We start from the raw sequence: 18293 nt of genomic DNA on the forward strand, positions 1-18293 counted from the left end.
CCCCCCCCCCCCCCCCCCCCCCCCCCCCCCCCCCCCCCCCCCCCCCCCCCCCCCCCCCCCCCCCCCCCCCCCCCTTCGGTGCTTCCTCACAGCTTCTGCGCGAGCGCGATCCCCAGGGCCACCAGCAGCGTCACGACCACGAACACGATCAGCCGCTGCCGCAGCAGCTTCGGGTCCGGCCGCGCGGGCCGCCGGCCGGTGCCGGTCGTGCGCGGGCCGGTGCGCGGCCCCGTACGGCCTCCCGTGCGCCCCGCCGTCGACCCGGGGCCACGGGAGCCCGGCGGGCGCGGGCGCGCACCGCTGTGCGGCCCCTGGGGCCGGGGGGCGGGGGTGGAACCGGAGGGGCGCTCGCCCGCGGCCCTGCCCCCGGTGCGCCGCTCCGTGTCCTGCCCCGCGTGCCCGGCGGCCCGCTCGGGCAGCCGGCCCGAGGGCCGCTCCACGCGGGCCCGCTGGGCCGGCGGGCGGACCTCGCCCAGCCCCTGGGCCTCGCGGGCGGCGATCTCCTTGAGGCGCATCGACAGCTGGAGCGTGCTGGGCCGCTCCTCGGGGTCCTTGGCCAGGCAGGCCCGCACCAGCGGGGCCAGCGCGTCGGGGACGCCGACCAGGTGGGGTTCCTCGTGCACGACCCGGTACAGCATGACCTCGGAACCGCCGTGCCCGAAGGGCGAGTCGCCCATCGCGGCGTAGGCGAGGGTGGCGCCGAGGGAGAAGACGTCCGTGGCCGGGGTGACGGCGGCGCCGCGCACCTGCTCGGGCGCGAGGAAGCCGGGGGAGCCGACCGCCGTGCCGACGTGGGTGAGGGTGCTCGCCCCCGTGGCCCAGGCGATGCCGAAGTCGATGATCCGCGGCCCCTTGGGGGACAGCAGGATGTTGGAGGGCTTCAGGTCGCGGTGGACGACCCCGGCCTCGTGGACGGCTACCAGGCCCTCGGAGAGCGCGGCGCCGATGGCGGCGATCTGCGCGGCCGTCAGCGGGCCCTCCTCGGCCACCTTGTCGTGCAGGGACGGGCCCGGCACGTACTGGGTGGCGAACCAGGGCCGCTCGGCCTCCAGGTCCGCCGCCACCAGCCGGGCCGTGCACCCGCCGCGGATCCGCCGGGCGGCGGACACCTCGCGGGCGAACCGGGAGCGGAACTCCTGGTCCTCGGCCAGGTCGGGGCGGATCACCTTGAGGGCGACGCGCTGCCCGCGCCGGTCGGAGCCCAGGTAGACGACGCCCATGCCGCCGGCACCGAGCCGCCGGTGCAGTCGGAAGGAGCCGACGACACGCGGGTCCTCGCGCCGGAGCCGCATCATCGCCATGTCCACCCCGCTGACGGTCGTCCTGCTGACCTGGCACAGCTTACGGACCATCCGGCACCAGCGCTCAGAGGCCGCGCCCTCACCGCAGGATTCGATCCTCAGTGCGGGGCAGGCCACTTGAGGGTGTGCCAGGTCCCCGAGCCCCCGTTCGGAGGTCCCCGTCCGCACCCCCCAAGGGCCCCTCGCGCCAAGGGGTTTGACCTCCTCACGGCCCCGGTGGGCGGTCGCGGCGGCAGGGGAGGAGCTCCGGCGTGCGGCCGCGGCCGTCACCACCTCGTACGAGGACACGCGTGCGCGGGGAGTGACGGAAGTGAGCGAAGTCACTACCCTCCGGTCATCCCCTCCGGGCAGACCCCCAGCGCGGGCGGGGCGTCTCCACCCAGGGGAGTAGGCCGGGGGTGTCCGCCTCATCCTCCTGGAGGCCCGCCAATGGGTACGAGGGCATGAGGCCAGGGGCCTTCCGGCCACCTAGTGTTGAAGTCAAGCGGCGGGCGGCGCACTCGTCCCCCGAGGTCACGAGCCCGCCGCTGCCAGACGACAGGGAGAGGACCATGGCGGGCATCGCACGGCAGGGACGCAAGCTCTTCGCGTTCCACGGCCATGAGTCCGGTACGCGCCACCCTCTGGTGGCCGCGGCCATGGTCCTCCCCCTGGCCGCCCTCCTGCTCTTCCTCTTCGGAGGGTTCGATCAGGTGGCGGCACAGGCGTCGTCCGTGGGCGTGATGCTGGGGCGCTGAGCGGCGCCCCGGGCCCGGGAGAGCGGCCCGGGCCGGGACATCGGCCCGTCGAACCCCGTGGGGACGGGGGAGCGGCGGACGGCAGTTGAAGGGTGTTGCCCGTACGGCTGGGGAGCCGGACGGGCAACACCCTTTTCCACGCCTTCCGGCAGGCGGCACACGCACGGAAGCCCCGGCCGTCGAGACGGCCGGGGCTTCCGGATGCGGTGCGCGATACTGGGATTGAACCAGTGACCTCTTCCGTGTCAGGGAAGCGCTCTCCCGCTGAGCTAATCGCGCGGGTTACGGTACGAAACCGCAGGTCAAGCAGAGTAATGCAGGGTTTTGCCGGTACTGCGTGCGCGATACTGGGATTGAACCAGTGACCTCTTCCGTGTCAGGGAAGCGCTCTCCCGCTGAGCTAATCGCGCGGGGATCCTTGCGGACCAGGTCCTTCCGGACCAGTGGACGATACTGGGATTGAACCAGTGACCTCTTCCGTGTCAGGGAAGCGCTCTCCCGCTGAGCTAATCGTCCTTGGAGGTGGAGACGGGATTTGAACCCGTGTAGACGGCTTTGCAGGCCGTTGCCTCGCCTCTCGGCCACTCCACCTCGGAGTGTGCGGGGTCTCGGGAAGATCCCCCACTCAGAGCGGACGACGAGACTCGAACTCGCGACATCCACCTTGGCAAGGTGGTGCTCTACCAACTGAGCTACGTCCGCAGTGTCACCGTGTTCGCTCCGGGGTTTTTCCCCTTCGCTCCCTGGCGACGTGTTGAACTCTAGCGGATTCCCGGGCCAGCTCAAAAACGCGTTTCCGCAGCGTGCTGCCGACCCGATCACCAGAGGTCACCCGCCGGTCACCTCACCGGCGGCATCGCGCCACCGGTCATAGACTCGCAGCCGTGCACGACCTGCCTCCCCTGGCCCGCTTCGGCGGCCTCCTCGCGACCGACCTCCGAGACGTCACCAGCGACCCCTCGGCCCTCGACTCCACCGGGTTCTGGGTGGTGAGCGCGGACTTCGAAGGCCGGCTCATCTGCGCGCGCTTCGGGGACATACGCCCCGACCCGGTGCCCGCGCCGGTCCCCGGCGCCTGGCGCGGACCCGCCGCCGACCGCTGGTCCTCCTCCCTGGACCGTTCCGCGTACGTCGCGGGCGTCCGCCGGATCCGCGAGTACATCGCGGCGGGGGAGGTCTACCAGGCCAACCTCTGCCGCATCGTCTCCGCGCCGCTTCCCGACCCGGCAGCCGCCGACGTGGACGCCCTGACCGCCCTGCTCGCGCGCGGCAACCCCGCCCCGTACGCAGGAACGATTCGGCTCCGCGCCCACGGCGTGGAGATCGCCACCGCCTCCCCGGAGCTGTACCTGCGCCGGGCCGGCCGCCGCGTGGAGTCCGGACCGATCAAGGGCACCGGCCGTACCGCCGCCGACCTGCTGCCCAAGGACCACGCCGAGAACGTGATGATCGTGGACCTCGTCCGCAACGACCTGGGGCGCGTCTGCGCCACGGGCTCCGTCACCGTCCCGGAACTGTGCGCCCTGGAGGAGCACCCCGGCCTCGTCCACCTGGTCTCCACCGTCAGCGGCGAGCTCGCCGAGGGCGCCGGATGGCCCGAGCTGCTGGCCGCCACCTTCCCGCCGGGCTCGGTGACCGGTGCCCCCAAGTCCTCCGCCCTGCGGATCATCGAAGAGCTGGAGACCGCCCCGCGCGGCCCCTACTGTGGGGGCATCGGCTGGGTCGACGCCGACCGGGGCACCGCCGCGCTCGCCGTCGGCATCCGGACCTTCTGGATCGACCGCGAGGCCCCCGGCGGCCCGCGCCTGAGCTTCGGCACCGGCGCCGGCATCACCTGGGGCTCCGACCCCGAGCGCGAGTGGGCCGAGACCGAGCTGAAGGCCGCCCGGCTGCTCGCGCTGGCCTCGGGCGGCCCCGTGCCGGACGCACACGAGACGACGCACGACCTGAGTGGAGGAACCGTACGGTGAGGATCTGGCTCGACGGAACACTGCGGGACGCCGACGACGCGAAGGTGTCCGTCCTCGACCACGGGCTGACCGTGGGCGACGGGGTCTTCGAGACCCTCAAGGCGGAGAACGGCACCCCCTTCGCGCTGACCCGGCACCTGGAGCGGCTCACCCGCTCCGCCCGCGGCCTCGGCCTGCCCGACCCCGACCTCGACGAGGTCCGCCGGGCCTGCGCCGCCGTCCTGGAGGCCAACCCGATGCCGCTCGGCCGGCTGCGGATCACCTACACCGGCGGCCTCTCCCCGCTCGGCTCCGACCGCGGCGAGACCGGGCCCACCCTGGTCGTCGCCCTCGGGGAGACCACCCGGCGGCCCGACACCACGGCCGTGATCACCGTCCCCTGGGTGCGCAACGAGCGCTCGCCGCTGGCCGGCCTGAAGACCACCTCGTACGCCGAGAACGTGGTCGCCCTCGCCCGGGCCCACCGGGACGGCGCCTCCGAGGCCCTCTTCGCCAACACCCTCGGGCGGCTCTGCGAGGGCACCGGATCCAACGTCTTCGTCGTCCTCGACGGCGAACTCCACACCCCGCCCGTGGCCTCCGGCTGTCTCGCCGGCATCACCCGCGCGCTGGCCGTGGAGTGGACCGGCGCCCGCGAGACCGACCTCCCCCTCGACGTGCTGGAACGGGCCGAGGAGGTCTTCCTGACCTCCACCCTGCGTGACGTGCAGGCCGTCCGCCGCGTCGACGGCCGCACCCTGGCCGCCGCCCCCGGCCCCGTCACCGCCAAGGCCATGCGGGTCTTCGAGGAGCGCGCCGCGTCCGACATCGACCCGTGAGCCGGCCCGCACCGTGGTGACGGCGCCGCGGGGCGGGTAGAACTCGACGGATGACCACCACCCTGCGGCCGAGCGGGCCGCTTCAGCAGAGCGAGGGCGGCGCGCGCTCGCGCCCGTACGAGGTCCGCGTCAACAGCAGGCGCGTCGGGGCCCTCGTGATCGCCGCCGACACGCCCTTCGGGCCGGCGGTGGGGGAGATCCGCGACCTGGCCATCGACGAGCCCGACCGCCGCCGCGGCCGTGCGACGGTCGCCGCGCTGGCCGCCGAGGAGGTGCTGCGCGGCTGGGGCTGCCGCCGGGTGCGGGTCTCGGTCCCGGCGGGCTCCCCGGGCGGCCTGCGGCTCGCCGCGGCCCTCGGGTACGCGGAATCCGGCCGGACCATGGCCAAGGAGCTCCCCGACCGCCCGCCGGCCCCCTCCGAGGGGGTGCGGGGCCGGCCCATGACGGCGGCCGAGTACGCGGCGTGGGACGCCCGGGCCCGCGTGGAGTACGTGGCGAACTGGACCGCCCGGGGCATGCGGCCGGAGGCCGCGCGGGCCGCGGCGGAGGCCGACCACGCGGCGCTCCTCCCCCAGGGCCCGGACACCCCCGGCGTCACCCTCGCCGTCCTGGAGGCCGCCGGGACCCCGGTCGGGCACGTGTGGCTCGCGCCGCGCGGGGAGGCCGGCGCGGGGGCGTACGTGTACGACGTCGCGGTGGCCGAGGAGCACCGGGGCCGCGGCTACGGCCGGGACCTGATGCTCCTCGCCGAGTGCGCGGCGATCGGGCAGGGCCACCGGGTCCTCGCGCTGCACGTCTTCGCCGACAACACCCCGGCCCTGCGGCTGTACGAGTCCCTCGGCTACCGGACCACGGACCTGAACTACGCCAAGGAGCTCATCTGAGTCAGCCGGCGGCGAGCAGCCGGTCGGCGATCTCCTCGATGCGGGCGCGCAGGCCCTCCTGGCTCTTGCCGCCGTCGAGGCGCTCGCCGCCGATGACATAGGTGGGGGTGCCGGTCACGCCGATGGCCTTGCCCTCGGCCTGGTCGGCGTCGACGATCAGGATGTGCCGGCCGTCGATCAGGGCGGTGTCGAACTCCTCGGCGTCCAGGCCGAGTTCCCGGGCGGCGTCCAGCAGTACGGCTTCGCCGCGCTCGCCGAGCTCGGCGGTCCTGGCCAGCACCGCTTCCGCGTACGGCCAGCCCTGCCCCTGTTCCAGGGCCTCCTCGGCGGCCTGCGCGGCGGCGAAGGCGTGCTTGTGCTTCTCCAGCGGGAAGTGGCGCAGCCGGATGTCCAGCCGGTCGCCGTAGCGGGCCCGCAGGGCGCGCACGTCGTCCAGAGCGCTGTGGCAGTCCGGGCACTGGAGTTCGCACCAGACGTCGAGGATCACGGAATCGGTCATGCGGACAGTCTCCCAGACCCCCCGGCGGCACCCGGGGAGGAGATCCGACCCCGAGATGTCCCGGAGATCGGGCCGGCCGGGGCCGCGGGCATGGCCGCCGCGACGGTGGCCGGTGCAGGATGGAAGGGACAGATCGCCCATCGCAGCCCGCCGGAGGACCGCATGCTCGCCGAGACCATCTGTTCCGCGGTGTCCGCTGCGGGCCTGGGCATCGCCGCCGTCACCGCGTACCGCAGGCGCTTCGTGAAGGCCGCCCGGATCGCCGCGTACGCGCTGGTTCCCCTCGGGCTGGTGCTGACCGGCGTGGTGGAGTGGCTCTCCGGGATCGTCCTCAGCCCGACCGTGTGGGTGGGCTTCGGGCTGCTCGCGCTGGCGTGGGCGCTGCTCACGGTCACCCGGGCCGTCGAGCGCCGCGGCGCGGGAGGGTCCGCGAAGTCCTCGCGGGCCGTCGGTCCCGGCGCCTCCGCGCCCGCCCTCGGCGGCGGCGCCACCGGTGCGTCCCCGACGCCGCGGAGCGCCCCGGCGGAGGACTTCTCCGACATCGAGGCCATCCTGAAGAAGCACGGCATCTGAGAAGCGCGGCAGCAGGAGCGCGGCGTCTAGCGCATCGGACCGGCGGCGCGGGGGAGAAGCCCGGGGAAACCACCCGAAGTGAGGAGAGTCGGCGAACTGTCGCGTGAACCATGGCGCGTTGGGGGCGGCCGGGGGGTCCGCTGCGCGATCATCACCCCGACATGCTCGACACATCGCAGGGTGAGCCCCCCGCTCCCGTTCCCGTCGCCGAGGCTCCCGCCGCCCAGGCCCCCGCGTCCCTCGGACCGCCCGAAGCGCGCGGCTGCCTCTTCGCCCTCTCCCAGCCGCCGCTGATGATCTTCCTGGCGGTGATCGGGCTACTGCTGCTGCTCGCCGCCGTGCACGATCTCTACCTGCTCTGAGGCCTGCTCCGGGCCGGCGCCCTCCGGGTGGCTGTCGGCCCCCTTGCGGCGTGCCCGGTACGCGGCCACGTGCAGCCGGTTCCCGCAGGTCCGGCTGTCGCAGTAGCGGCGCGAGCGGTTGCGCGAGAGGTCCACGAAGGCCCGCCGGCAGTCCGGGGCCTCGCAGCGGCGCAGCCGCTCCTGCTCACCGGAGACCACGATGAAGGCCAGGGCCATGCCGCCGTCCGCCGCCAGGTGATCGCCCACCGAGGCGCCCGGCGCGAAGTAGTGCACGTGCCAGTCGTAGCCGTCGTGGTCGGTCAGCTGCGGGGTGGTGCCGGCGGTGGCCACCAGCTCGTTGATCAGTTCGGCCGCAGCACGGGAGTTCGGTGCCGCGAAGACCTGCGCGAACTTGCCCCGCACCGTCCGGACCCCGGTGAGGTCGCGGGCGCTCAGCTCGCCGACGTCGCTGATCGCGTGCTCCTTGACGAAGCCGTGGAGCGCGGCGACGTCGGCCAGGCCGTCGGGCTGGTCCGGCTCGGCCGCGGTGTTGACCAGCGCGACGACGACGTCGAGCGCGCGACGGGTGTCGTGGGGGATCTGCACGGGGGTCGCTCCCTGGAGGCCGGCCTGGCGGCGACGGGCCGCTGCCGCCGCTGGGGGCAGACTCTAGCGGTTGCCGTCAACAGGGCCCCCGGACAGCGCACCGGCGCCGCCTCCGCGGGTGGCTCCCGCGGGGACAGCGCCGGTCGTGCCGTATGGGGTTGTCCGTGCGGCACCGTCGCCCCGAGTCGGACGGTGCCGGGCGGCCGGAGGCCTGGCTCAGCTTTCGGCCAGGATGTGGGAGAGCTCTTTGTCGAGGTCGAAGTGCCGGTGCTCGGTCCCGGGCGGGACCGCGGCGTCCGTGCGCTTCAGGAACGACTCCAGGGCTCGGGCGGGCGCTTCCAGCAGCGCTTCTCCCTCCGGTGAGCTCAGGGCGATGCAGACGACGCCCTGACCGTGGCTCCGGGACGGCCAGACGCGGACGTCGCCGGTACCGGTAGGCCGGTGGAGGCCCTCCGCGAGGAGGTCGCGGGCGAACACCCATTCGACCGTCTCCTCGGCGCCGGTGTGGAAGGTGGCGTGCACGGCGTAGGGATCGGCCGTGTCATACCGCAGGCCCGCCGGGACAGGCAGTGAGGACTCGCTCGACACAACGAGGCGCAGGTGCAGCTCGCAGCTGACCGTGGTGTTCATAAGCGCCAGGGCCTTTCGCTCAGTGTGCGCTCGGGGATTCGCACGTCGGCGAAATCGACATGCCACCTACGGTGCCGTTGTAAACCCCTCTGACCGTTTTGCGGACCTCTGGGTCCCTCGGACGGCGGATCCAAACCGGCATTCACGTGTGCTTCGGGCTCCGGTAGATTCGCCCCCATGAATACGGGGAGTGAGCGCGGATCCCATGAATCCGCTACGGACGGTACCGGTGCCGGAGCGGACGGCGCGGCCGCCGAGGACGCGCAGCACGTCTCGAAGGCACCCGCCTTCATCAAGGCCAACCGCAGCCTGCACCTGAGCTGGCAGGTCGGCGTCTTCGTCGTCGGCCTGGCCGTCATCGGCGCCGGCATCGCGATGCTCGTCCTTCCCGGACCGGGCTGGGTCGCGATCTTCGCCGGCCTGGCGATCTGGGCCACCGAGTTCGCGTGGGCCCACCTCGTCCTGCGCTGGACCAAGCGGAAGGTCTCCGAGGCCGCGCAGAAGGCCCTCGACCCGAAGGTCCGCCGCCGCAACATCATCCTCACCAGTGCGGGCCTGGTCATCGCGGGCGCGCTGGTCGGCTTCTACCTCTGGAAGTACGGCTTCACGCTGCCCTGGAACCTCAAGGACCAGTGATCGCCCCCGGGGTGGTCATGGGGTGCCGCTGACATGCGGTAATGTTTGCGGTGTGCCCGGGCGATTAGCTCAGCGGGAGAGCACTTCGTTCACACCGAAGGGGTCACTGGTTCGATCCCAGTATCGCCCACCCGGAGCAGCGGCCCCGGAGATCCTCAGGATCTCCGGGGCCGCTGCCGTTCCCGGGTCCTCAGCGGAACCGGCCGAAGGCCTCGCGCAGCCTGCGGGCCTCCCGCAGCCGCCTCTCGTACGTCGCCCCCACCGCGAGCAGCAGCAGGCCCGCCAGCGCCGGCGGCAGCCACCGCGGCAGCAGACCCACCACCTGCACCACGTAGGGGGCCAGCTCGTGCACCGCCACCGCCGCCAGGGTCACCCCGCCGAGCAGCAGCGGCGCCCGCAGCCGCCGGTGCGCCCCCGCCAGCGTCACCGCGAGCGCCCCCGCGCCCAGCAGCAGCGGGCGCGGCCAGTACGGGTCCCCCCAGACGGCCACCAGGCTCGGCAGCAGCGTCGCCCCCAGCCCGGGCCCGTACGCCGCCCAGGACGAGGCCCCGGGATCCCGGCGGCGCCGCACCAACCCCACCACCAGGGCCGCCGCCGTCACCGGCAGCGTGTACGCCTCCGGCACCGCCACGCCCGAGGCCCCCAGCCGCACCCAGACCGCCGCCACACCGAGCGCCCCCGCCGCCCGGCCGAGCCCCCGCCGGTCGGCCCGCAGCGCCCCCGCCGCGCACACCACCGCGCCCAGGGCGAGGACCAGGGCCGCCACCGGAGGATCCCAGGCCGCCAGGGCCGAAGCGAGCACCCCGGCCCCCGCGGCCGCCCCCTCCGCCGCGACGCGCACCGCGCCCAGCCGCGGCCCGAGGCACACCACCACCGCCGGAACGGCCGACACCGCCACCCCCACCCAGGCCGCCGGCAGACCGGCCAGCGCGCCCAGCGCCACCACCATCCCCGCCGCGTACCCGACGGCCGCGACCGCGCAGACGCCCCGCAGCGCCGCCCGGGCGGCCCCGTACGCCGCTCCCAGCGCCGCCCCGGCACCCAGCAGCCCGCACACGCCCACGGTGGCCACACGGCCGTCCAGGGCCGCCACGGACACCCCGAAGGCCCCGGCCGCCGCACACCCCGCGGCCGCCCACGCGACGGCCGGCTCCCCGGCCCGCAGGGCCACCACCCCGGCCGCCACCGTCACCACCACCTCCGCCACGAGCAGCACCGCCACCGGCAGCCCCGCCCCGGCCCCCGCCACGAACAGCCCCGCCCACGCGCACACCACCGCCACCGCCCGGGACACGACCCCCCAGGAGGCCCCGGCGGAGCGGCCCGAGCCGCCCGGCCCCGCGACGGCCGCCGCGCCGGCCGCGCCCCCCACGGCCTCGACGCGGCCGCCCACCGCGCCCCGGTCCGCCGCGACGCCCGGGTACGGGCCCGCGACCGGAGGCCGGGCCGCCCCGCCGGGCAGCGCCGGTCCGGCCGGCCGGAGCCGCGGCAGGAGGCCGAAGACCGCGGCCGCCAGCAGCAGGGCCACCGCGAGACCCGGCCCCGGGGCCGGGTGGCGCGGGGTCGTCGGCGCCCAGACCTCGCCCAGCACCGCCAGCCGTGCGGCCAGGACCGACAGGACCGCCGGCACGCCCGCCAGCGCGGCGAGGGCGGCCACCCCCGCCCCGGCCCCGGCCAGCCCGCGCCGGACCGGCTCCGGGAGCGCGTCCACCCGTACCGCCCGTACCGCCGCCACCAGCGCGAGCCCCGCCGCCACCCGAACCGCCACCGCCCAGCCCACGGAACCCCACCCGGCCGGAACCAGCGCACCCACCGCCGACACCGCCGCCAGACCCCCGACGACCGCGGCCGCCACGCCCCGCGGCTCCCGCCAGGCCACCGCCACGCCCAGCAGGGCCCCCGCCGCCAGCAGCAGCGCCGGACCGGCCGCCCCGGGCTCCGCCAGCGAGCCCACCAGCCCCGCCGCCAGCCCGGACCCGCCCAGCACCCCCGCGCACACCCGGGCCGTACCCCGCAGCACCCCCCGCGCCACCGCCCCCGCGAGGACCACGTCCAGCGCGGCCGTCGCCAGCAGCGCCCACCCGCCCCCCGTCAGGTCCGCTCCCGCAGCGGCCGCCGCCAGCGGCAACGGCAGCTGCGCCGCCCCCACCGCGGCCAGAGGCGCCGTCCGCAGCCCGCGCAGCACCGCCCCGTACCCCGACCAGAGTCCCGCCAGGACCGCGGCCGCCCACGCCGCGTAGACCCGGCCGTCACTGCCGGGCAGGCCGACCGCGTGCAGCGCGTACGCGTCCAGCGCCGTCAGCGCCAGCGCCACCCCCGCCACCGCCTCGGCCGTGGCCCGCAGCCCCCGCCGCAGCAGCGCCGCGGGCGCCGCCGACGCCGCCGCCGTCAGCGCGGCCAGCACCGCCGAGCGGCCCCCGATCCCCAGGGAACCCCAGCTGACCAGCGTGAAGGCCAGCGCGGCCACCGTCAGCAGCACCGCGCCCAGCACCAGCAGCACGTTCTGCGCACTCGGCTTCACGGCGGCAGCGGAGGGCGCGGAGGGGGCGAACGGGGCCCCCGGCGGGCCGAAGGCACCCTGCACCGCTGCCGTCCCGGCGCCGCCCGACTGCCACAGCAGCCGCAGCAGCCAGTCCCGGCGGGCCAGCAAGTGCAGCCTCCGGGTGTCCAGTTGGGCCAGCTCGGCGTCGATGAGCGCCAGCTCCCGGGCCGGCGGCAGAGGGGTGTCCATAGCCGGAGTGTGGCGCCCGTCACGCCGTCAGGACATGGGCGGGCGTACTCAGATCACCCCTGAGTACGCACGCCGCCCCCCTCGGTATTCCGCGCGTCCCCTCCCGGGGGCCATTACGGGAAACCGCCCCGGCGGCGCCGCGCGGCGGGCCACACTGGAGGCATGGCCCGCTGGACGCACTACCGCTTCCGGAGCGTGTGGGACCTCGACGCCCCGCCCGCTCTCGTCTACTCCCTGCTGGAGGACCCCGGGCGCTACCCCGGCTGGTGGCCGCAGGTCCGCCGGGTCGCGCGGGGCGACGGGGACTCCGGCACCGCCGTGATCCGCTCCCTCCTGCCGTACGAGATCCACGTCACCCTCACCGGCCTGCTGCGCGCCCCCTGCCGCGGCGTCCTCGAAGTGGCCCTGGGCGGGGACCTCCGCGGCTGGGCGCGGTGGACCGTACGCCCGCGCGGCGGGCCCGGCGCGGACCGCACCCGGGCCGTCTACGAGCAGGAGGTCGAGGTACGGGCCCCGCTGCTGCGGCGGCTCTCGGTCGCCGGGCGGCCCGCGCTGCGCCTCAACCATGCGCTGATGATGCGCGCCGGACGGCGCGGCCTCGCCGCCCGGCTGACCGCTGCGCCTGAAGCGGTTTGAACAGACCCCGAGGCTCTTGTATTGTTCAGTGCGTTCCCGGGCGATTAGCTCAGCGGGAGAGCACTTCGTTCACACCGAAGGGGTCACTGGTTCGATCCCAGTATCGCCCACCGGGACAGGCCGGTCCGTCTGATGACGGACCGGCCTTCCGCATTCCACGGCCCCGCTCCGGCGGGTCCGCTCAGGCAGCCGCCGGGACCTCCGGGCGCAGCGGCCAGTGCGGGTCCACCGCCTCCGGGGTGCCCTGCCGCGCGAACCACGCCTGGAGCCCGCGCGCCTGCGCCGCGTGCCACACCGCCTGGAGCTGGTGCAGCTCCGCCGGGGTCAGCCGCTCCAGCCGCGCCGCGAACCGGCGCCCCACCGCCCGCACCAGTTCCAGCGAGGCCATCGCGTCCGCGGAGGCGTCGTGCGCGCCCTCCAGCTCTATCCCGTAGTGCGCGCACAGGTCGGTCAGCGTCCTGCGGCCCTTGCGGTAGCGGTCCAGGTGCTTGTCCAGCACCCGCGGATCCAGCACCGTCAGCGGCCGGTCGTCCAGGTACCGGGCCAGTGTGGAGGCCCGGTGCCGGCGCAACTCCCGGTCCAGCAGCGTCAGGTCGAACGGCGCGTTCATCACCACCACCGGCCGCCCGGCCATCTGCTGCTCGCTGAGCGCACGGGCTATCTCCTCGACCACCGGCGCCGGCCAGCGGCCGTGCCGCTGGAGGTGCTCGTCGGTCAGGCCGTGCACTTCCGTGGCGCCCCGGGGCACCGGGATACCGGGATTGACCAGCCAGCGCGTGGCGCGGACCCGGCCGCCCGCACACTCCTGGACGACGAGCGCGGCGGACACGATCCGGTCCTGCTCGACGTCCACCCCGGTGGTCTCCGTGTCGAAGGCGGCCAACGGCCCCTCGTACCAGCGTGTCATGGCGAACTCCTCGTCCCCGATCGGCAGACGGGGCGTACCGGGCGCCACCGCCCCGGGACCTGCCGCCCCCGCCGATTCCGTGATACCCGGGCTCTTTGCCCCGTACGCCGTTTGCGCGGAGCCGGGTGCGGAGACAACTCCCTTGGGGGGTCGTACACGTGACCGGCCGTCACACCGCTGCCCCGCCACCACCGGTACGACCACCACCGCACGCACGGCAGAGCCCGGAAGGCATGGGGAGCCGGCCATGGCGCTCGCGCAGCCCGAACCGGGCGGGGTGCTGGGCGCGGACACCGGAGCGAGGCCCGGTCCACTGCGCGGCACACTCGCCACCACCGCCTGCATGGAGACCCTCCAGGTGGGCTACCTGCACGCCGTCGCGGCCGCCGCCGGCTGCTCGCTGTCCCAGCCGTTCCCGGACAACGGGATCGACTGGCACGTCAGCCACGGCGCGCCCGGGCACGTCGTCGACGACGAGGTCACCATCAAGGTGCAGTTGAAGGCGACCTACCAGGTCCCGCCGCGTCCGGCCGGCCCCACCTTCGGCTTCACCCTCGACAACGAGCACCTGGTGAAGCTGGCCCGCACGCCGGTCGCCGTGCACAAGATCCTCGTCGTGATGCTCGTTCCGCGGGAGCGGGAGCAGTGGCTGAGCGCCGGGCACGACCGGCTCGACCTGCGGCACTGCTGCTACTGGACCAACCTCGCCGGGCACCCGGTGACCGGCAGGCGCCGGACCACCGTACGGATCCCGACCGCGCGGATCTTCGACGACCGGGCGCTGTGCGAGATCATGACCCGGGTCGGGTCGGGAGGGACACCCTGATGGACCGTCACGCACCGCGTCCGGAGCCGCTCCCGTTGCCACCCGTGGGGCCCGCGGCCGCCGGCACCCCCGATCCCGCGCAGGTCGACCCCCGCGTCCTGGGCGCGCTGCTGCACCGCCACGGCTGGCTGCGGCGCGGCGGGGCGGCGGGCCGCTACGGGCGCTGGACCCCGCCCGGCCCCGGCGGGACCAGCCTGCTCGTCCCCGAGACCCGGACCTTCCCCGACTGCGCGGACCTGCTGGAGGAGGCGCTGACCGCCCTGTCGCGCAGCGGCCTGCCGTCGGCGCGGGAGGTGCTGTTCGGGCTGAGCGTGCCCAGCGACGAGGTCCGCTGGGAGCGGGAGGTCCCCGAGGCGCCGTACGGGTTCCGGGGCGAGGCCGCCTGGACCGCGCAGGAGCGGCTGCGCTCGGCGGCCCGCCGGCTGCTGCTGGCCGGGGCCCTCGCCGAGCGCGCCCGCGCCGGCTACCACGGGGCCCGCCACCGGGCCCAGGCCGAGCGGGCCCTGGACGAGGTGCTCGTCGGGCCCGGCCCGGACGGGTGCCGGCTCGCCGCGTACGTACCGGTGGACGGCGGACGGGGACTGGTGACACGGCTGCACCACGCCCTGCACGCGGCCCGCGAGGCGGTGGACTACCAGCGCGCCACGGGTGGCACGGAGGCCTTCGACGCGGCCGTGGCCGCCGGGGTCAGCCGGGAGCTCGCCGACGCGCTGATCGCCCTCGTCCAGGGGTCGGAGGGGGCGAGGGTCGCCCTGGCCTGGGCGCCGGCGGCCGGGGTCCCGGCCGGGTGCGCGGCCCGGCCGGAGCCGGTGGAGTTCTCGCCCGGCGACCTGCCCGTGCTGCGGGAGGCCTCCGCCCGCTACACCCGGGCCGAGCCGGCCGTCTCCGTCCGGCTCACGGGGGCGGTGGTGCGGATGCGCAGGGCGGCCGCGGGCGGCGGGGGGACGGTGCGGCTGCGCGTGCTGGCGGGCGCGGAGGTCCCGTACGTACGGGCCGCGCTGGGGGAGGAGGCGTACCGGACGGCGGTCCACGCCCACCTGGAGGGGCTCCCGGTCCGCGTCAGCGGCCGGCTCTCGCGGCGCGGCGGCTTCCGCCGGCTGACGGAGGCCTCGGACGTGGTGCCGGTCCCGTTGGACGAGGTGGAGCGCGACCGGCTGATGAAGTCCCTGGACGCGGCCTTCGACCCCGAGGACGTCCTCCCGTCGGACGACTGACCCCTCTCCCGCCGGCCGCGCGGTCCACGCGCCGGCCGCCCCGGGCATGCCGCCCCCGACCCGCCGGAGACTCGGTCCGTCCCTTCCGGATCCCGGCCTAGCCGTGGGTGAACGAGGCCATCCGCAGGCCCGGGGCCGGGGAGAAGTCCGCGCCCCGGACGAAGCCGAGGCGTTCGTACAGGGCCACTGCCGGGGCGTTGTCCGCGCCCGTGGTCACCTCCACCGTCCGGCCCGGGAAGAGTTCCCGCAGCGCGTGGCGCAGCAGCAGCGAGGCGACGCCGCCGCGGAACCGGGAGGGGTCCACGCAGAGCCGGTCGAGGATCACGGGGCCACCGGACCCGGGTTCCTCCCAGGCCAGGAACCCGGCGATGCCCCCGTCCGGCGCCACCGCCCCCAGCCAGCGCAGCGGCCGCCCCCGCATCTCGGCGAGGCTCTCGCCCAGGGCGGGGATCCCGTCGAACCCGATCAGCGCCGCCTCCACCGCGTACGCGGCCCGCCCGATCCGGTGCACGGCGACGGCGGTGGCCGCGTCGCTCAGGTCCAGCGGACGTACGAGGGTGCTCGGCATGCGGGAGGGGTCCCTTCGGGGGCGCGGAGGACACGGCCCGGCCACGCTACCCCCGCGCCCCGGCGCCGCGCGGCCGGATTTCCCCAGGCCCCTGCGGGCCCCGTCCTGTGCCCGCCCCCGTCCGGTGCCCGCCCCGCACGCCCGTCCCGGGCGGGCCGCACACCCGGGAGGCCCGCCCGTCTCCCGCGGGTCCGAGTGACCCGCCCCTGGCCGGCCCGCGCCTGTCCGCACGGCCGTGCGGCGCCGCTGCCGCAGCCGGACGCGGGCGGTCCCCGGCCGGGGCGGCCGCAGGGCGGGGGGCGTGTGTCGCTGAGTCGCCCGGCACAACCGTTTAGCGGCGCGGCCGCTCCGCTCGGTACGATTCACACGCGCCGGGGCCACCGGCGCGTTCCCCGCCCGGCTGCCGCCGGGAAGGGCCCCCAGACTTCAGGAGAAACCGGTGTCAGACGTCCGTGTGATCATCCAACGCGATTCCGAGCGGGACGAGCGCGTGGTGACCACGGGCACGACGGCGGCCGAGCTGTTCGCCGGCGAGCGCACCGTCGTCGCCGCGCGCGTCGCGGGCGAGCTGAAGGACCTCTCCTACGAGGTCCGCGACGGCGAGACCGTCGAGCCGGTCGAGATCTCCTCCGAGGACGGCCTGAACATCCTGCGCCACTCCACCGCGCACGTCATGGCGCAGGCCGTGCAGGAGCTGTTCCCCGAGGCCAAGCTGGGCATCGGCCCGCCGGTCCGCGACGGCTTCTACTACGACTTCGACGTGGCCCGCCCCTTCACCCCCGATGACCTCAAGGCCATCGAGAAGAAGATGCAGGAGATCCAGAAGCGCGGGCAGCGGTTCGCCCGCCGCGTGGTCTCCGACGAGGCGGCCCGCGAGGAGCTCGCGGACGAGCCGTACAAGCTGGAGCTCATCGGCATCAAGGGCTCCGCGTCGACCGACGACGGTGCGAACGTCGAGGTGGGCGGCGGCGAGCTGACCATCTACGACAACCTGGACGCCAAGACCGGCGAGCTGTGCTGGAAGGACCTCTGCCGCGGTCCCCACCTGCCCACCACCCGCACCATCCCGGCGTTCAAGCTCATGCGCAACGCGGCCGCCTACTGGCGCGGCAGCGAGAAGAACCCGATGCTCCAGCGCATCTACGGCACCGCGTGGCCGTCGAAGGAGGAGCTGAAGGCCCACCTCGACTTCCTCGCCGAGGCCGAGAAGCGCGACCACCGCAAGCTCGGCAACGAGCTCGACCTCTTCTCCATCCCGGACGAGATCGGCTCCGGCCTCGCCGTCTTCCACCCGCGCGGCGGCATCATCCGCCGCACCATGGAGGACTACTCGCGCCGCCGGCACGAGGAGGAGGGCTACGAGTTCGTCTACTCCCCGCACGCCACCAAGGGCGCCCTCTTCGAGAAGAGCGGCCACCTGGACTGGTACGCGGAGGGCATGTACCCCCCCATGCAGCTCGACGGTGGTACCGACTACTACCTCAAGCCCATGAACTGCCCGATGCACAACCTGATCTTCGACGCGCGCGGGCGCTCCTACCGTGAGCTGCCGCTGCGCCTGTTCGAGTTCGGCACCGTGTACCGGTACGAGAAGTCCGGCGTGGTCCACGGCCTCACCCGGGCCCGGGGCTTCACCCAGGACGACGCGCACATCTACTGCACCCGTGAGCAGATGGCCGAGGAGCTCGACCGCACCCTCACCTTCGTGCTGAACCTGCTGCGCGACTACGGCCTGACCGACTTCTACCTGGAGCTGTCCACCAAGGACCCGGAGAAGTTCGTCGGCTCGGACGAGGTCTGGGAGGAGGCCACCGCGGTCCTCCAGCAGGTCGCCGAGAAGCAGGGCCTGCCGCTGACCCCCGACCCGGGCGGCGCGGCCTTCTACGGCCCGAAGATCTCCGTGCAGGCGCGCGACGCCATCGGCCGCACCTGGCAGATGTCGACCGTCCAGCTGGACTTCAACCTGCCGGAGCGCTTCAACCTGGAGTACACCGCCCCGGACGGCTCCCGCCAGCGCCCGGTCATGATCCACCGCGCCCTGTTCGGCTCGATCGAGCGGTTCTTCGCGGTGCTGCTGGAGCACTACGCGGGCGCCATGCCGCCGTGGCTGGCCCCGGTCCAGGCGGTCGGCATCCCGATCGGCGACGGGCACGTGGAGTACCTCCAGGAGTTCGCCGCCGCGGCGAAGAAGCAGGGCCTGCGGGTCGAGGTGGACGCCTCCTCCGACCGGATGCAGAAGAAGATCCGCAACCACCAGAAGCTCAAGGTCCCGTTCATGATCATCGTCGGTGACGAGGACATGGCCGCGGGCACCGTCTCCTTCCGCTACCGCGACGGTTCGCAGGAGAACGGCATCCCGAAGGACGAGGCACTGGCGAAGCTGGCCAAGGTCGTCGCGGACCGCGTCCAGGTCTGA

Annotated in this window: 18 protein-coding genes and 7 tRNA genes; 13 read left to right on the plus strand and 12 right to left on the minus strand. The window is 75.1% G+C overall.

Annotated elements, in window-relative coordinates:
- Positions 1–86 precede the first annotated feature (86 nt).
- On the minus strand, positions 87–1301 hold the full coding sequence (locus tag WDV06_RS23190; RefSeq protein WP_395511735.1) for a serine/threonine-protein kinase: 1215 nt from the start codon (positions 1299–1301) through the stop codon (positions 87–89).
- 527 nt (positions 1302–1828) lie between these two features.
- Here WDV06_RS23190 and WDV06_RS23195 point away from each other — a divergent pair.
- On the plus strand, positions 1829–2038 hold the full coding sequence (locus WDV06_RS23195) for a hypothetical protein (protein WP_395511736.1): 210 nt from the start codon (positions 1829–1831) through the stop codon (positions 2036–2038).
- A gap of 207 nt (positions 2039–2245) precedes the next feature.
- On the opposite strand, the gene WDV06_RS23200 is transcribed toward WDV06_RS23195, so the two are convergent.
- The 5 genes from WDV06_RS23200 to WDV06_RS23220 form a co-directional block, all read right to left on the minus strand.
- A tRNA-Val gene (locus WDV06_RS23200) sits at positions 2246–2317 on the minus strand.
- 59 nt (positions 2318–2376) lie between these two features.
- Positions 2377–2448, minus strand: a tRNA-Val gene (locus tag WDV06_RS23205).
- 34 nt (positions 2449–2482) lie between these two features.
- Positions 2483–2554 (minus strand) — tRNA-Val (locus tag WDV06_RS23210).
- Between the two features lies 1 nt (position 2555).
- Positions 2556–2629, minus strand: a tRNA-Cys gene (locus WDV06_RS23215).
- Between the two features lie 38 nt (positions 2630–2667).
- Positions 2668–2740: transfer RNA gene (locus WDV06_RS23220), tRNA-Gly, on the minus strand.
- 182 nt (positions 2741–2922) lie between these two features.
- Between WDV06_RS23220 and WDV06_RS23225 the strand changes: the two genes are divergently transcribed.
- From WDV06_RS23225 to WDV06_RS23235, 3 genes are read left to right on the plus strand one after another with little or no spacing between them, the layout of a single operon-like run.
- Entirely contained in the window at positions 2923–4008 is a 1086-nt protein-coding gene (locus WDV06_RS23225; RefSeq protein WP_395511702.1) for a chorismate-binding protein, read from the plus strand.
- Positions 4005–4826, plus strand: coding sequence for an aminotransferase class IV (locus WDV06_RS23230; protein ID WP_395511703.1), 822 nt, complete (start codon positions 4005–4007; stop codon positions 4824–4826). Before WDV06_RS23225 ends, WDV06_RS23230 begins: the two co-directional genes overlap by 4 nt.
- A gap of 50 nt (positions 4827–4876) precedes the next feature.
- Positions 4877–5710, plus strand: coding sequence for a GNAT family N-acetyltransferase (locus WDV06_RS23235; RefSeq protein WP_395511704.1), 834 nt, complete (start codon positions 4877–4879; stop codon positions 5708–5710).
- 1 nt (position 5711) lies between these two features.
- On the opposite strand, the gene WDV06_RS23240 is transcribed toward WDV06_RS23235, so the two are convergent.
- Entirely contained in the window at positions 5712–6209 is a 498-nt protein-coding gene (locus WDV06_RS23240) for a DsbA family protein (RefSeq protein WP_395511705.1), read from the minus strand.
- Positions 6210–6371: 162 nt separating this feature from the next.
- Between WDV06_RS23240 and WDV06_RS23245 the strand changes: the two genes are divergently transcribed.
- Both WDV06_RS23245 and WDV06_RS23250 read left to right on the plus strand, forming a co-directional pair.
- Positions 6372–6782: a hypothetical protein gene (locus WDV06_RS23245; RefSeq protein WP_395511706.1), complete on the plus strand. Its 411-nt coding sequence runs from the start codon at positions 6372–6374 to the stop codon at positions 6780–6782.
- Positions 6783–6943: 161 nt separating this feature from the next.
- Positions 6944–7144 carry a hypothetical protein gene (locus tag WDV06_RS23250; RefSeq protein WP_395511707.1) on the plus strand — a complete coding sequence of 67 codons (201 nt, stop codon included), beginning with the start codon at positions 6944–6946 and terminating at the stop codon, positions 7142–7144.
- Here WDV06_RS23250 and WDV06_RS23255 read toward each other — a convergent pair.
- Together WDV06_RS23255 and WDV06_RS23260 are read right to left on the minus strand one after the other, a co-directional pair.
- Positions 7100–7729: a CGNR zinc finger domain-containing protein gene (locus WDV06_RS23255; RefSeq protein WP_395511708.1), complete on the minus strand. Its 630-nt coding sequence runs from the start codon at positions 7727–7729 to the stop codon at positions 7100–7102. The genes WDV06_RS23250 and WDV06_RS23255 overlap by 45 nt on opposite strands.
- 216 nt (positions 7730–7945) lie before the next feature.
- Positions 7946–8359, minus strand: a complete 414-nt coding sequence (locus WDV06_RS23260; RefSeq protein ID WP_030011909.1) for an SsgA family sporulation/cell division regulator — start codon at positions 8357–8359, stop codon at positions 7946–7948.
- A gap of 177 nt (positions 8360–8536) precedes the next feature.
- Here WDV06_RS23260 and WDV06_RS23265 point away from each other — a divergent pair, with 177 nt between their 5' ends.
- Positions 8537–8995: a TIGR02611 family protein gene (locus WDV06_RS23265; protein WP_395511709.1), complete on the plus strand. Its 459-nt coding sequence runs from the start codon at positions 8537–8539 to the stop codon at positions 8993–8995.
- A 58-nt stretch (positions 8996–9053) separates the two neighbouring features.
- Positions 9054–9125: transfer RNA gene (locus tag WDV06_RS23270), tRNA-Val, on the plus strand.
- Positions 9126–9185: 60 nt separating this feature from the next.
- Here the strand turns inward: WDV06_RS23270 and WDV06_RS23275 are convergent.
- Positions 9186–11726, minus strand: a complete 2541-nt coding sequence (locus WDV06_RS23275; RefSeq protein WP_395511710.1) for an SCO7613 C-terminal domain-containing membrane protein — start codon at positions 11724–11726, stop codon at positions 9186–9188.
- A 162-nt stretch (positions 11727–11888) separates the two neighbouring features.
- Here WDV06_RS23275 and WDV06_RS23280 point away from each other — a divergent pair, with 162 nt between their 5' ends.
- Together WDV06_RS23280 and WDV06_RS23285 are read left to right on the plus strand one after the other, a co-directional pair.
- Complete coding sequence (locus tag WDV06_RS23280) at positions 11889–12362, plus strand: SRPBCC family protein (protein WP_395511711.1); 474 nt, start codon at positions 11889–11891, stop codon at positions 12360–12362.
- Between the two features lie 38 nt (positions 12363–12400).
- Positions 12401–12472, plus strand: a tRNA-Val gene (locus WDV06_RS23285).
- A 71-nt stretch (positions 12473–12543) separates the two neighbouring features.
- Here WDV06_RS23285 and WDV06_RS23290 read toward each other — a convergent pair.
- Entirely contained in the window at positions 12544–13269 is a 726-nt protein-coding gene (locus tag WDV06_RS23290; RefSeq protein WP_045947893.1) for a 3'-5' exonuclease, read from the minus strand.
- 247 nt (positions 13270–13516) lie between these two features.
- On the opposite strand from WDV06_RS23290, the gene WDV06_RS23295 reads away from it, so the two are divergent.
- Both WDV06_RS23295 and WDV06_RS23300 read left to right on the plus strand, forming a co-directional pair.
- Positions 13517–14095 carry a DUF4365 domain-containing protein gene (locus WDV06_RS23295; RefSeq protein WP_395511712.1) on the plus strand — a complete coding sequence of 193 codons (579 nt, stop codon included), beginning with the start codon at positions 13517–13519 and terminating at the stop codon, positions 14093–14095.
- Positions 14095–15309, plus strand: coding sequence for a hypothetical protein (locus WDV06_RS23300; RefSeq protein WP_395511713.1), 1215 nt, complete (start codon positions 14095–14097; stop codon positions 15307–15309). Before WDV06_RS23295 ends, WDV06_RS23300 begins: the two co-directional genes overlap by 1 nt.
- 97 nt (positions 15310–15406) lie before the next feature.
- On the opposite strand, the gene WDV06_RS23305 is transcribed toward WDV06_RS23300, so the two are convergent.
- Positions 15407–15877: a GNAT family N-acetyltransferase gene (locus WDV06_RS23305; RefSeq protein ID WP_395511714.1), complete on the minus strand. Its 471-nt coding sequence runs from the start codon at positions 15875–15877 to the stop codon at positions 15407–15409.
- Positions 15878–16316: 439 nt separating this feature from the next.
- Between WDV06_RS23305 and thrS the strand changes: the two genes are divergently transcribed.
- Positions 16317–18293, plus strand: coding sequence for a threonine--tRNA ligase (gene thrS / locus WDV06_RS23310; RefSeq protein WP_395511715.1), 1977 nt, complete (start codon positions 16317–16319; stop codon positions 18291–18293).

Source organism: Streptomyces racemochromogenes, from assembly GCF_044129415.1.
In the GTDB taxonomy this organism is placed as follows: domain Bacteria; phylum Actinomycetota; class Actinomycetes; order Streptomycetales; family Streptomycetaceae; genus Streptomyces; species Streptomyces racemochromogenes_A.